The organism is Luteibacter sp. (assembly GCF_036499525.1).
Taxonomy (GTDB): domain Bacteria; phylum Pseudomonadota; class Gammaproteobacteria; order Xanthomonadales; family Rhodanobacteraceae; genus Luteibacter.
Genome location: NZ_DASYDO010000052.1, coordinates 50,119 through 63,092, shown reverse-complemented (window position 1 = coordinate 63,092; position 12,974 = coordinate 50,119). Strand labels below are relative to the sequence as shown.

15 protein-coding genes are annotated in these 12,974 nt (G+C 66.9%); 10 read left to right on the top strand and 5 right to left on the bottom strand.

Annotation, left to right across the window (positions count from 1 at the left end):
- Positions 1-580: 580 nt before the first annotated feature.
- Positions 581-1,864 carry a TIM-barrel domain-containing protein gene (locus tag VGM71_RS10020; protein WP_331544624.1) on the top strand — a complete coding sequence of 428 codons (1,284 nt, stop codon included), beginning with the start codon at positions 581-583 and terminating at the stop codon, positions 1,862-1,864.
- 49 nt (positions 1,865-1,913) lie between these two features.
- Here VGM71_RS10020 and VGM71_RS10015 read toward each other — a convergent pair whose 3' ends face one another.
- Positions 1,914-2,150 (bottom strand): twin transmembrane helix small protein, encoded by a 237-nt coding sequence (locus tag VGM71_RS10015; RefSeq protein ID WP_175472844.1) that lies wholly within the window; start codon positions 2,148-2,150, stop codon positions 1,914-1,916.
- 41 nt (positions 2,151-2,191) lie between these two features.
- On the opposite strand from VGM71_RS10015, the gene VGM71_RS10010 reads away from it, so the two are divergent.
- Genes VGM71_RS10010 through cyoE form a run of 4 tightly spaced genes read left to right on the top strand, consistent with a single transcriptional unit; the run spans position 2,192 to position 5,549 of the window.
- Entirely contained in the window at positions 2,192-2,902 is a 711-nt protein-coding gene (locus VGM71_RS10010; protein WP_331544620.1) for an SURF1 family protein, read from the top strand.
- Positions 2,903-2,920: 18 nt separating this feature from the next.
- Positions 2,921-3,487, top strand: a complete 567-nt coding sequence (locus VGM71_RS10005; protein WP_331544618.1) for a hypothetical protein — start codon at positions 2,921-2,923, stop codon at positions 3,485-3,487.
- Positions 3,487-4,635 carry a COX15/CtaA family protein gene (locus tag VGM71_RS10000; RefSeq protein ID WP_331544616.1) on the top strand — a complete coding sequence of 383 codons (1,149 nt, stop codon included), beginning with the start codon at positions 3,487-3,489 and terminating at the stop codon, positions 4,633-4,635. Before VGM71_RS10005 ends, VGM71_RS10000 begins: the two co-directional genes overlap by 1 nt.
- On the top strand, positions 4,632-5,549 hold the full coding sequence (gene cyoE, locus VGM71_RS09995; protein WP_331544614.1) for a heme o synthase: 918 nt from the start codon (positions 4,632-4,634) through the stop codon (positions 5,547-5,549). Before VGM71_RS10000 ends, cyoE begins: the two co-directional genes overlap by 4 nt.
- Before the next feature lie 129 nt (positions 5,550-5,678).
- On the opposite strand, the gene VGM71_RS09990 is transcribed toward cyoE, so the two are convergent.
- Complete coding sequence (locus VGM71_RS09990; RefSeq protein WP_331544612.1) at positions 5,679-6,515, bottom strand: alpha/beta hydrolase; 837 nt, start codon at positions 6,513-6,515, stop codon at positions 5,679-5,681.
- Positions 6,508-7,572 carry a ferrochelatase gene (gene hemH, locus VGM71_RS09985; RefSeq protein WP_331544610.1) on the bottom strand — a complete coding sequence of 355 codons (1,065 nt, stop codon included), beginning with the start codon at positions 7,570-7,572 and terminating at the stop codon, positions 6,508-6,510. Before hemH ends, VGM71_RS09990 begins: the two co-directional genes overlap by 8 nt.
- Positions 7,573-7,680: 108 nt before the next feature.
- On the opposite strand from hemH, the gene VGM71_RS09980 reads away from it, so the two are divergent.
- Genes VGM71_RS09980 through VGM71_RS09960 form a run of 5 tightly spaced genes read left to right on the top strand, consistent with a single transcriptional unit; the run spans position 7,681 to position 10,437 of the window.
- A complete protein-coding gene (locus VGM71_RS09980) occupies positions 7,681-8,367 on the top strand; it encodes a lipid-binding SYLF domain-containing protein (RefSeq protein ID WP_331544608.1) in 687 nt (228 codons plus the stop codon).
- 42 nt (positions 8,368-8,409) lie between these two features.
- Positions 8,410-8,655 (top strand): twin-arginine translocase TatA/TatE family subunit, encoded by a 246-nt coding sequence (gene tatA, locus VGM71_RS09975; RefSeq protein WP_331544606.1) that lies wholly within the window; start codon positions 8,410-8,412, stop codon positions 8,653-8,655.
- Between the two features lie 13 nt (positions 8,656-8,668).
- Complete coding sequence (tatB, locus tag VGM71_RS09970; RefSeq protein ID WP_331544604.1) at positions 8,669-9,058, top strand: Sec-independent protein translocase protein TatB; 390 nt, start codon at positions 8,669-8,671, stop codon at positions 9,056-9,058.
- A complete protein-coding gene (gene tatC / locus VGM71_RS09965; RefSeq protein WP_331544602.1) occupies positions 9,045-9,803 on the top strand; it encodes a twin-arginine translocase subunit TatC in 759 nt (252 codons plus the stop codon). The genes tatB and tatC overlap by 14 nt, the downstream gene beginning before the upstream one ends.
- Before the next feature lie 4 nt (positions 9,804-9,807).
- The gene (locus tag VGM71_RS09960) at positions 9,808-10,437 is read left to right on the top strand and encodes a hypothetical protein (protein ID WP_331544600.1); all 630 of its coding nucleotides are present in this window, start codon (positions 9,808-9,810) and stop codon (positions 10,435-10,437) included.
- Here the strand turns inward: VGM71_RS09960 and VGM71_RS09955 are convergent, their stop codons facing one another.
- Positions 10,438-11,775 (bottom strand): S41 family peptidase, encoded by a 1,338-nt coding sequence (locus VGM71_RS09955; protein ID WP_331544598.1) that lies wholly within the window; start codon positions 11,773-11,775, stop codon positions 10,438-10,440.
- Positions 11,776-11,785: 10 nt separating this feature from the next.
- On the bottom strand, positions 11,786-12,970 hold the full coding sequence (locus VGM71_RS09950; RefSeq protein WP_331544596.1) for a murein hydrolase activator EnvC family protein: 1,185 nt from the start codon (positions 12,968-12,970) through the stop codon (positions 11,786-11,788).
- Between the last annotated feature and the right edge of the window lie 4 nt (positions 12,971-12,974).

Here is a 12,974-nt window from a genome sequence, read left to right as displayed (position 1 = left end):
AACGCTTCTTCGACCGGCTGCGACTGGTCTCACTGGCCGACAGCAGCCGGCGTCTCCAGCGTCACTCGTGAACCGCCGTATGCGGAACCGCACGTACGGTGGTGTGGGAGGGGGCCGGAATATTCCGGCTCCCTACCCGATCCGTCGAGACCTGCCTTTGTGTGGGATCCTTCAGCGGCGAGAGCCAACGAAGCGCTGAAGCCATGCAGTTAGCCTGCTGGCGCCAGCTCAATGCTTGTGCGGCTTCGCCGCGTTTGGTCGGCTCGGCTTCGCCATCGTGTTGAGCTTTTGGGCGGTGAGACAGGGGAGTCGCCGCGCGTCGCCCTGGTCGCTAAGTGCTCGTCCGGCCTTCGCCTCCCTGCGCAATCGCTCCCAGGGCGACACCCGCCGACTCCCCTCGGACTTGGCCATGCATTTGTAGGAGTGCGCCATGCGCGCGACCGCTCCTCGCCCCCATCCCGGAGTTGGCGCGCCAGCTCCAAGCCACGGCGTCAACACATGTCGCGCGCAGGGCGCGCTCCTACAAATGTAATGCCGCGTTCGGCGGCTCCCCTGCCTCACCGCCCAAAAGCTCAACACGATGGCGAAGCCGAGCGTGAAGCTTTCGGGACAGCTGCTCGGCGGTACCGCGCGCACGCTCGACCAGGTGGACGGCGATCGCCACGCCTCGGACAACTCATTGCTCGACCTGGGCGACGGCCTGATCTCGCGCGACGGCTGGCACCTCGTCGACGACACCGGCAGCTTCGTGCCCGGTGACGAGAAACCGCCCTGGGTGCATCGCCGTGCCTGTCAGGATTGCACCGATGACACGTTCTTCGGCTACGGCCGTGAACCGCTGCCGCCGCACTATGCTTTCGGCTACTGGTGGTCACGCTACTGGAACTACAGCGACGACGAACTGCGCGAGCTTGCATTCCAGCCGCGCTTTACCGCCACCGCATCGAACGTGCTGTACGGCTACTGGAGCCACGACCTCGGCGGCCATACTTTCCGCGACGAAAGCGATCCGGCTACGCGTCGCATCGATCCGGAGCTGTACATCCGCTGGATGCAGTTCGGCGCATGGAGTCCCATCATGCGCACGCATACCACGAAGAATCCCAATCTCACCAAGGAACCGTGGCGGTTCGCGCCAGCGGAGTTCGACGCATTGCGCGCTACCGTGCTCACGCGTTACACGTTCCTGCCGTACACCTGCACCATGGGCCGCAAGGCATACGACACGGGCGTCTCGCTCGTACGTCCCATGTACTACGCATGGCCGGACAACGACGAGGCCTATCACGGTAACGCTTTCGCACGCACGGCGCTCTCGTCCGAGTGGTCGAAGCACGCGCTACGCGTGCGGATCGCGCCCCGCACGGGCAGCTATCCGGGCATGCCCACATCGCGCCAGTGGTCCGTGGATGTCGTGGCCTCGGCCATGCCGGCGAGCGTCACGGTGGATGGCGTGGCACTCACCCGTTCCGACGATGCGAAGCCCGGCACCTGGCACCTTGCCGGCAAGGACCTCACACTGCACGTGACCCTGCCCGCGCACGGCTACGACCAGGCGCAGGTCGTCGAGGTGGCGTGGCCTGCGAACGCTCCCGACGTGAATGGCCTGGCAGGCCAGATGCGCGACGTGCGCGCGGCGGTGGCTTGGCTGAAGGCGCACTGGCAGGACGTGAACGGCGTACCCGACGACGTTTCGCTGGCCGCCCAGGCCGACCTGCTGATCGACTACCACCCCGGCCACTTCGCCGAGGAGGTGGCGGCGTTCCGCAAGCGCTACGCGCAGCTGGACAAGGCACTGGAGCAGGGTGGCGTGCCGGCCGACATGCGCGCGACGTTCAAGGCGCGGTTGGGCACGAGCCACTGACCCCTTGCACGGATTGCCGCAGTGCGCCTTGGCCTTGCGGCCATGCGCGCTAGAATTGCCCGACACCGTGCGGGTGCAGCCAGCCCATGAAGATGCCCAGCGCCACCATGGCGATGAGCAGCAGGGAGAGACCGATGCGGCGGGTGAGGGCCCAGACCGTGCGTTTGCTCTGGCCCTTGTCGGTCATCATGAAGAAAAGTGCCTGGCCGAGGTTGAACAACACCACCAGCAGCAGGATCACCAGCGCGTATTTATAGATGGTTTCCACGTGACCCTTCCGCCCCATTGCGACAATCCGAGTATAGCGGCGGCCACGCGGGGTCTTGCATGACCTTTCTGCGTCGCCCGACGTGGTTCGCTGTCGCACTCACCGTGGCGGGAATCCTTGTTTTCATGCGGCTGGGCGTCTGGCAACTGGACCGCGCGGCCGAGAAAGACGAGCTCCTGCGACGCTTCGCCGCATCCGCCGCGGCGGGCGTCGAGGCCTTCGGCATGGTCGCCGAGACGCCGCCCGTGGACAGGTACCCGCGGCTGGACGTACCGGGAAGCTTCGTTTCCGGTCGTTACTACCTGCTGGACGACCAGACCCACGCCAGCCAGGTGGGCGTGCATGTCTACGTGCCCTTTGCGCCTCGCGGGCACGATCCCTACCTGCTCGTGGACCTCGGCTTCCTGCCCAAGGACAGCGGCGCGAACCCGCGCCTGCCGCCCCTGCCTGCTGGCGAAACCCATGTCCACGGACTCTACGTGCCGCCGCCGGGTGTCGGCATCCGCATGGGTGGCGACAGCCTGCCCGGCCAGCATGGTGCCGAGAAGACCATGGTGTACGTGGACCTCAAGGAAATCGGCGCCGACCTCGGCCGCTCGCTGTATCCTCGCGTGCTGTTGCTGGACGCCGATCCGGCGAGCATCTACGCGCGCGACTGGACGCCTGGCTTCATGCCGCCGGCCCGTCACCGCGCCTATGCCTTCCAGTGGTTCACCTTCGCCCTGGCGGCGGTGGTGATCTTCGTCCTCCTGCATCGCAAGCGACGCTGAGCTGCCGCCCGGGAACCCATGACCGATCCGAACGCCAAGACCCCCACGCCGCGCAGAGGCCGATTCAGGCTCGTGCTGATCATGCTCGTGTTCCTCGCGCCGGTCCTTGCCGCCGGCCTGCTCACATTGTCCGGGTGGCAGCCGGAAGGGAAGGGCAATGGCCAGCCGATCGTGCCGCAGCGCAGCCTGGCGGAGGTCCGGGTCGACGTGGACGGCAAGGCCTGGGCCTGGCGCGACAGCGAGCCCCGGCTCACACTGGTGGTCCTGCCCGGCCCGGACTGCGCGGCGCACTGCGTGCATACGCTGGGCCTGATGCGTAACGCGCGCATCGTGCTCAATCGTAATGCCGACCGCCTGCGCCTGCTGTACATCGGCATGCCGCCGGCACCCGGGGGCGCTGACGCCGTGATGCGCGACTACAGCATCGGTGCCGACCCCGCCGACGCGTTCGCTCCATTCCGCCCCGCCGAGCCCGACAGCGTCGCCGCCGTGCTCGTCGAATCAAACGCCACCGCGCTGGCATGGTATCCGGCCGGGTTCGACCCGAACGGCTTGCGCAAGGACTTGCAGAAGGTGATCCGCTGATGTCGCCGCGCGCCGTGAAGCTCCTCCGTACCCTGGCCTTGCTGGCCGCGCTGTTCGCCTTCTGCGTGGTGATGTTCGGCGCCTTCGTGCGGCTCTCCAATGCCGGACTTTCGTGTCCCGACTGGCCCACGTGCTATGGCAAGGTCACCTGGCCGGGCCATGCGCAGGATATTGCGCAGGCGAACCAGGCGTTCCCCGATCGTCCTTACGAAACGCACAAGGCCTGGCGAGAGCAGGTACATCGCTTCCTCGCCGGAAGCCTCGGCGTGATGGTGCTGGCGATAGCGCTGGTGGCCGCGTGGCGCCGCCGCTTCGCAGTGGCCGCCGTGCTGTTCGCCGCGGTGTTCGCGGCCGTGGGCGTGGTGATGTACGTGCGCGGCGAGCACGTCGTTTCCTCGTGCCTTTCCGCCCTGGCGATCGCCTTGCCGTTGATCGCCGCCGTGAAGCTCGACCGGCCCGGCGCCTGGAAGGTCGGCGTGGTCGCGCTGGCCGTCATCATCTTCCAGGCCATGCTGGGCATGTGGACGGTGACACTGCTGTTGAAGCCCATCGTGGTGATGGGGCACCTGCTCGGCGGCCTCGCCACCTTCGCCCTGCTGGCCTGGGCCGCACTGCGCTGGTGGCAGGTGGGCACGCCCGACGATCGCTTCGCCGCGCTGCGCGTACCGGTGGCGATCGGCATCGGCATACTGGTTTGCCAGATCGCCCTCGGCGGCTGGACCAGTTCGAACTACGCCGCGCTTGCGTGCGGCACCGACTTCCCGAAGTGCCTGGGCGAATGGTGGCCGCGGACCGATTTCGCGCAGGCCTTCGTGCTCTGGCGGGGTGTTGGCGTCAACTATGAAGGCGGCGTGCTCGACATGGCCGCGCGCAGTGCCATCCAGATCGCCCATCGCATCGGTGCGCTGGTGACTTTCTGCTACCTCGCCTGGCTGGCGCATCGCCTGGCTCGCGCGGGCCTGCGCAAGGCCGGTATCGCCGTGGCCGTGGTGCTGGTGGCGCAAGTGCTGCTGGGCATCGGCAACGTACACCTCGGCCTGCCGCTGCCCGTGGCAACGGCGCACAATGGCGTAGCCGCACTGTTGCTGTTCACCCTGCTGGCGGCGTTGGCGAGCACGCAGCGCCTGCCCGTATCGGAGTCCCCGTGAGCATCCTGGGTCAATACCTCGAACTGACCAAGCCGCGCGTCGTCGCGTTGCTGGTCTTCTGCGCCGTCATCGGCATGTTCCTCGCCGTGGATCCGAACGGCCAGCGGATGCTCCCGAGCTGGCACGCCGTGGTCTTCGGCACGCTGGGCATCTGGCTTGCCTCGGCATCGGCGGCGGCGTTCAACCACCTGATCGACCAGCGTATCGACAAGCTGATGGCGCGCACCTCGCATCGGCCGCTTGCCACCGGGCAGCTCACGCCGATGCAGGTGTTCGTGTTCGCGATGACGCTGGGCATCCTTTCGATGCTGGTGCTGGTGTTCCTGGTGAACATGCTCACCGCGACGCTCACCTTCTTCTCGCTGATTGGCTATGCGGTGATCTACACGGCCTACCTGAAGCGCGCGACGCCGCAGAACATCGTCATTGGCGGCATCGCCGGCGCGGCGCCGCCGATGCTGGGCTGGACCGCCGTCACCGGCTCCCTGCATCCGTACGCGCTGCAGCTACTGCTGATCATCTTTGTGTGGACGCCGCCGCATTTCTGGGCGCTGGCGATCTTCCGCGTGGACGACTACTCGCGCGCGCAGGTGCCGATGCTGCCGGTGACTCATGGCGTGACTTACACGCGCTGGCACATCCTTTTCTATACGATCCTGCTGTTCGTGGTGACGCTGCTGCCGTTCTTCACCGGCATGAGCGGCCTCATCTACCTGTTCGGCGCGGTGGTGCTGGGCGCGGGATTCCTCTGGTATGCGATCCGCCTGCTGAATCCGCCGGACGAGTTGTTCGCGATGAAGACGTTCAACTATTCCATCGTGTACCTGATGGTGCTGTTCGCCTTCCTGCTGGCCGACCACTGGCTTGTCGATCCGGTGATCCAGACGGGCTTCCGCTTCGAACCGGTGGCCTGAAGAGCCGTTGTAGGAGCGCGCCCGCGCGCGACAGCCCTTCGCCTCAGTCTGAAAACTTGCGCGCCAGCTCCGTGGCACGGCCTCAAAACATGTCGTACCCGACGCGGGCATAAACGCGCAGGCGCGCTCCTACAACGCGTTGTGAGCCCAGTTGGCGACGTCTTCGGGCCGCTCCAGGTGCAGGTGATGCCCGCCGTCCATGTGCGTGACGCGGATGTCCGCCACGCAGTCGATGCGTACCTGTAGTGCCTCCGGCTCGAGGTAGGGCGGGTGCGGACGCGCCAGCAACAGCGACGTCGGTGTCGCGAGCCCGAGCAGCAGTGCCATCACCTGCGTTTCAGCGAGGCGGATGGCAGTGGGTCGCGACAGGCGCGGGTCGCTGCGCCAGCTGTAGCCGCCGCCGGCCTCGCGCAAACCGCGTTCCACGATCGGCCGGGCGAGCGTGGCGTCGAGGCCCCCTACGAGCGCGCGGGCGCGGGTGGCATCGTCGATGGAAGGGAAGACGCGCAGGGGACGCGTGCCTCCGGCCTTCGATGCCATGGCTTCGCGGAAGCGGTCGAGCGTACGCGAGCCGTCGTCGCCCAACGGGCCGAGCCCTTCGATGAGCGCGAGCCCGCGCACCCGCTCGGGCGCCGCGATCGCCACCAGCGTCGCGACGCCGGCACCCAGGGAGTGCCCCAGCAGGTGGAAGCGCGGCAGGGCAAGCGCGTCGGCAGCAGCGAGTACCGCCCGTGCGTAATCCATATGCTGGTAGACCGTGCTTTCCGGAAGGTGCTGCGAATGCCCATGGCCGGGCAGGTCGAGCGCGATCACGTGAAAGCGGCCGGCGAGCTTCGGCGCGAGCGGCGCGAAGCTCGCCGCATTGTCGAGCCAGCCATGCAACATCAGCAGCGGCGGCGCATCGGGCTCGCCCCAGGCCAGGCCGGACAGCGCCAGGCCCGCGATCGATAGGTTCAGTTCACGCATGGGCGCCGCTTCCCGCGGAGAATTCCGGCCAGCCCTGGCCGTGCCGCCGCACCAGTGCGACGAGCGCGTCCACGTGCGGCGGCGTGGCATTGAGGCACGGGATATAGCTCAGCGTGTCGCCTCCAGCGGCGCGGAAGAAGTCCGCGTTCTGCATGGCGATCTCCTCGAGCGTCTCCAGGCAGTCCACCGCGAATCCGGGGCTGATGACGTCGATTCGCTTGATGCCTTGCGCGCCGAAAGCCTTCACCGTCTCGTCGGTATAGGGATGCAGCCAGCGCTCGCGCCCCACCCTCGACTGGAAGGCGAGGGGGGCATCGATCTCCGACAGGCCCAACGCTTCCCGCAGCAGTCGCGCGGTTGCCTGTGATTGCTCGAAATAGGGATCGCCCTCGCGTACGTAGCGCTCGGGAATGCCGTGGAAACTCATCAGCAGCTTTTCGCCGCGGCCGTTCGCGTCCCAGTGGGCGCGCACGCTGTCGGCCAGTGCGCCGATATAGGCCGGTTCCGCATGGTAATCGTTCACAAGCCGCAGTTCCGGCGGCCAGCGCAGCGTCTTGATGGTGTCCGCGACGGCGTCGAATACGCTGCCGGTTGAAGTGGCCGAATACTGGGGATACAACGGCAGCACCAGCAGGCGGCGCACACCTTCGCGCTGGAGGGCGGCAATGCTGCCGGCGACGTCCGGTTGGCCGTAGCGCATCGCCAGCGCGACCCGCACGGGGCCGGAAAGACGCGCGGTGAGCTCTGCTTGTAACGCCGCGGCCAGGGCCTCGCTGTAGACACGCAGGGGCGAGCCTTCCGGCGTCCAGATGCGCGCGTAGGCATGCGCGGAGCGCCTTGGCCGCACGCGCAGGATCACGCCGTGCAGGATCGCTTTCCAGAGCAGGCGGGGATAGTCGATGACGCGCCGGTCGCCCAGGAACTGCGCGAGATAAGGCCGCACGGCGGCCGCGGTGGGCGCGTCAGGTGTACCGAGATTAACCAGCAGCACGCCAGCCTTCGGCGCATTGTCGTGGGTTTGACCGGCAGGGCCGGTATAGTCTGGTTTACCTGGCATCGGCGTCCGGCGCTCGCGGGGATCGCTGCAGTCTGCCATACGGCGGCGTAGCGGGGCTCGCATGCGTTGCCGCAGCCGATGCCCATCCGCGCCAGAAAGGAGCCATCGATGTCTTCACGCCTGTTCAGCCTGCTCGTCCTGGGATGTTTCACCCTGCTGCCATCGATGGCGGCACAGGCCTCGGATCCGCCCAAGCAGCAGGCGAGGGAAGCCGTGCGGGTGCTCCGGGAAATGGTGGACGACGCCCCGGACAAATCCCTCCCGACCGACATGCTGAGGAACGCCCACGCCATCGCGGTCATCCCGAAAATGGTGAAGGGCGGTTTCGTGTTCTCCGGCACGAAGGGTGAAGGCCTCATCTCCATCAAGCACGACGGCGTCTGGTCGAATCCGAACTTCATTTCCCTCGCCGGGGCCGGGTTCGGCTTCCAGGTCGGTATCCAGTCCGCCGACGTCATCCTCGTCTTCATGACGGACCGGGGCGTGAACGAGATCATCGACGGCAAATGGACGATGGGCGCCAACGCAGGGGCCGCCGCCGGCCCGGTCGGCCGCTCGGCCACCGCGGCAACCGACGGCCGGATGAACGCCGAGATCTACACCTACGCGCGCGCCAAGGGCCTGTACGCGGGCCTGGCGCTGGATGGTGCCCATTTCAGCATCGACGACGATTCCAACGAGGAAATCTACGGCAAGGGGATCACGGCGCGCCGTATTTTCGAAGGCGGTGTGACGAACGTTCCAAGCGAGGTCGTGGAATTCAGGGATAAACTGGAGGAGTACACTAGTCGCTGACCCCCGTCCCACCGGCCACCCCAGGCGGCCCCAGAGGTTTCCATGAGCATTACCCATATCGTCCTCCTGCTGCTCGTCGTCGTACTGATCTTCGGCACGAAGAAGCTGCGCAACATCGGCTCGGACCTGGGCGGCGCCATGCGGGACTTCAAGAAGGGCCTGGACGGCGACGAAGAGGCACGCCAGCAGCGCGAGCGCGAGGAAAAGCTGCGTGCCGACCCGCCGGTGTCGACCGAAATCCCGCCGGCCCACAGCGAATCGAGCGAGCCGCGCGACCGGGCTCCGTGATCCCGGCGGCACCATGATCGACATCAGCCTCACCAAACTGCTGCTGCTCGCGGTGGTGGCACTCATCGTCCTCGGACCCGAGCGCCTGCCGCATGCCGCCCGCACTGCCGGGGCGCTGCTGCGCCGGATGCGCAGCGGCTGGGATAGCGTGCGCTCCGAGGTGGAGCGGGAAATCCAGGCCGAGGAAATCAAGCGCACCCTCCGCGAGACCGCTGAGAACGCCCGCGCCACCCACGACAGCGTGCGCGAGGATATCCGTGCCACGGGTGCGGGCATCCTCGAAACCGGCGAGCAGGTGCGCGACACCTTCGCCGAAACACAGGTCGCGCCCACCGAGGCCCGCGAGCCGGATCCGGCTCGCGACATGCTCCCGCTGAAGAACGATTCGCATGACCGCACCTGAGTCGGATCCGTCGCCCAACGACGTGGTCGAAGAGGGCCTGTTCTCCCACCTGATCGAACTGCGCTCGCGACTGCTGCGTGCTGTCGTCGTGCTGATGGTCGTGCTGCTGGCCCTGGTGCCGGTGGCGAACCGTCTATACGCCGAGTTGGCCAAGCCCCTGGTCGAGCGCATGCCGCAGGGTGCGCACCTGATCGCCACCGAGGTCGCGAGTCCCTTCGTCACGCCGCTGAAGCTCGCCTTCTTCGTGGCGCTGTTCATCAGCATGCCGATGATCCTCTACCAGCTGTGGGCATTCGTGAGCCCGGGGCTGTATCGGCACGAGAAGCGCCTGGCCCGGCCGCTCCTGGTGGCGTCTCTGCTGCTGTTCTATTCGGGCTGTGCCTTCGCTTATTTCATCGTGCTGCCGGCGGCGTTCAAGTTCCTCACAGCCGTCACGCCCGAGGGCGTGGCGATGATGACCGACATCACGCACTACCTCGATTTCGTGATGCTGATGTTCTTCGCCTTCGGCCTCTGCTTCGAAGTGCCGGTGGCGGTGGTGATCCTCGCGGCGATCGGTGTCGTCGATGCGAAAAAGCTCAGCAAGGGGCGCGGTTACGCCATCGTGGGCGCCTTTGCCATCGCCGCCTTCATCACGCCGCCCGACCTGCTTTCCATGATCATGCTCGCGGTGCCGATGTGCCTGCTTTACGAGTTGGGCCTGCTCGCGGTGCGTTTCCTGTTGAAGCCGCCCGTGGCGGAGTGATCGCATGGGTACCTCGATCGGCTGGCTCGCAGTCAAGGGCAAGCGCGGCGACGAGGTGCTCGCCGCACTCGACCTCGTACCCAACGAACAGACGGCAAGCCATCCCCGGCGCGGGTTTTCCCTGTCCCTGCCCAACGGCTGGTTCGCCGTGGTCACGCGTTTCGCCGCACCTCTGATCGCCGATGACGCCATGCGGCGTCTCTCCCGCGGTTGCGTGGTGGTCACCTGCGAATACGACGACAACGTGATGGTCAGCTCATCCACCTGCTACGTGAACGGCCTGCGCAACTGGCGCGCCGAGCACGACGGCCAGCAGGACGATACGCGCGACCTCTCGACCAGCGGCAGCCTGCCTGCGGCCTTCGACGCGATCCATGCGCGTATCGAATCCATGCAGGACACGGCGGACGCCGAGGGCGACGACGTGGATCATTACTATTCGCTGCCGATCGAACTCGCGCAGAGCGTCACGACCTTTCACGCCGACCTGCCGGCATCGGCCTTCGGCGCGTCCGCCTGCGAAGGCTGGACCCTGGTCGAAGCCACGGCCACGCCGCCGGCCGATCCCGATCTTCCGCGCAAGGTGCGCAAGGTGGTGGCGCAAGCCTCCCGCCCCTGGTGGAAGTTGTGGTAGCTAGCGGTGGCTGAGGGCCATGCCCTTGAGCACGTTGAGCGCCTGCGACAGCGCGTAATCCTCGATGGCCAGCTTGCCGTCGTCGTCGCCCGGGTTCTTGTCCTCGGCGGCGGCCTTCTCGTTGACCAGGTGGTTCGGCAGGTCAGCTTCCGAGCCGATCAGCTGCGGTGCCGTATCGGCCTTGTTTACCGCGAGGTCCGCCAGGGCGATGTCCGGCTTGATGCCCTCGGCCTGGATCGACGTGCCGTTGGGCGTGTAGTAGCGCGCAGTGGTGATCTTCACCGCGTGGGCTTCGTCAAGCGGCAGCACGGTCTGCACTACGCCCTTGCCGAAGGTGCGGCGGCCCATGATGAGCGCGCGGTGGTTGTCCTTCAGCGCGCCCGCGACGATCTCGGCCGCGGAGGCGGTGCCGTTATCGGCGAGGATGACGATCGGGGCGCCCGCCAGTCTGTCGCCCGCATGCGCGTCGAAGTGCAGGTTCGCGTCGGGTAGCCGTCCCTTCGTGGTGACGATGGTGCCGCCGTCGAGGAAGGTATCCGCCACGCCGACGGCGGTCGTCAGCAGGCCGCCCGGATTCGAACGCAGGTCCAGCACGGCGCCGCGCGGTGCGCCGTTCTTCTTGATGTCGTCGCCCAGCTTCTTGTCCAGGTCCGTGGCGGTATCTTCCTGGAACTGGCTGAGACGGATGTAGACGAAGCCGGGCTCCAGCCGGCGCACCTTCACGCTGGTGACGTTGATGCGCTCGCGCACCATAGGCATGTCGATCGGATTGTCGGACTTCTCGTGGAGAACCGTGAGCGTGATCTTGCTGCCCGGGTCGCCGCGCAGCTTCTTGAACGCCTCGTCGATGTTCTGGCTGTCGACCACCATGCCGTCCACCTTGAGGATGGTGTCGCCGGGCTTGATGCCCGCGCGCGAGGCCGGCGTGTCGTCGATGGGCGAGACGATCTTCAGCATGCCGTCCACCTGCAGCACCTCGATTCCCAGGCCGCCGTACTGGCCGGTGGTGTCCTCGTCGAGCTCGTCCAGGCCCTCCTTGTCCAGGTATTCGCTGTGCGGGTCCAGGTTCTGCAGCATGCCGCTGATGGCGGCGTTCATGATGGTTTTGTTGTCGAGCTTCTCGACATAGGCCTGCTGCACGATGTGGTACACCCGCGTGAAATTGCGGATGTCGTCGAGGCTCACCTCGTCGGCACCTTTCACTATGGCGGCTGCCGTAGTCGAGGACGCGGCGGGCGCATCCGGTTGCTTCAGCGGCTTCTGCTGGGCCTGGGCCGGGGGAATCGCCAGTGCGCCGATGGCGAGCACGAGGGCGAGGCGAAGGGGGTGCTGGCGCATACCTGTGTCCTTAGTGCCGTTTACCGAGCCAGCCGCGCGCATCGATGGGCTTGCCGCCCTGGCGCAGCTCGAAATAGGCGCCGTTGTCGCCGGCGGGCGCCGCGGCGGTGCCGACGGCTTCGCCGGCCTCCACCATGTCGCCCACGCCGTGCAGCAGCGTTTCGTTGTTACCGTACATGCTCATGAAGCCGTTGCCGTGGTTCACGATGATCATCATGCCGTAGCCGCGCAGGAAGCTGGCGAAAATCACGCGTCCGCGCGCCACTGCCTTCACCTCGCTGCCCCGCGGCGCCACGATGATGACGCCGTTGCCGTAGGCGTGCACCAGGCCGTTGGCGGGCCACGAAAGGTTGCCGCGCAGGTTGGAGAGCGGCGCAGCCGAGGGCGTTCCCTTGGGCGGTGGCGCCGGCTCGGCCGCCTTGGCGGCCTCGTCGATCACCTTCTGCAGGCGGACGACCAGGGCATTCATGTCCTGCTCGTTCTGTTTCAGGGCGGTCATGCGCTGGGCCTGGTCCTTGTATTTCGCGTCGGCTTCGGCGACCAGCTTCTGCTGCGCCCCGCGCTGCTTTTCCAGTTCCGCGGCGCGCTTCTCGCGCTCCGCCCGGGCGGCCTCGAGCTTCTGCTGTTCGGCCGTGATGGCGGTTTCGACCTCCTGCAGGCGGGAAAGATCCGCGAGGAGACCGCGAATGCGCTCTACCCTGTTTTCCTGGAAATAGCGGGAATAGGCGAGGGCGCGGGAGATCCGGTTCACGTCTTCGTCGCCAAGCAGCAACTGGAGGTCCGAGCCACGGCCCAGGGTGTAGGTAGCACGCAGGAGGTCACCGAGGGCGCCTTTCTGTTTGTCCAGGCCGGCCTGCATCTCCGCCCGTTGGGCGTTGAGTTGCTCCATGTCATGGCGGCGCTGGTCCAGGTCGGCCTCGGTGTCGCGGACCGCCTTCGCCGCGGCGGAGACCTGCTCGGCCTGCTTCGCAAGGGCGGCGTTGGCGCTGTCGCGCGTGTTGGCCGTCTCGCGCTGCTCGCGGGTAAGCGACTCGATGTCCTTGCGCACCCCTTCCAGCTTCTGCCGCGCGTCCTTTTGCTCCCCCTGCGCCTTGCCATCCTGCGCGGCCCGGGCCAGCGGGGTGGTGGCGAAGCTGACGAGGGCAAGGGCAAGGGCAAGGGCGAGGGCGAGGAGGAGGCGAGGGATTGGGCGCATGGCC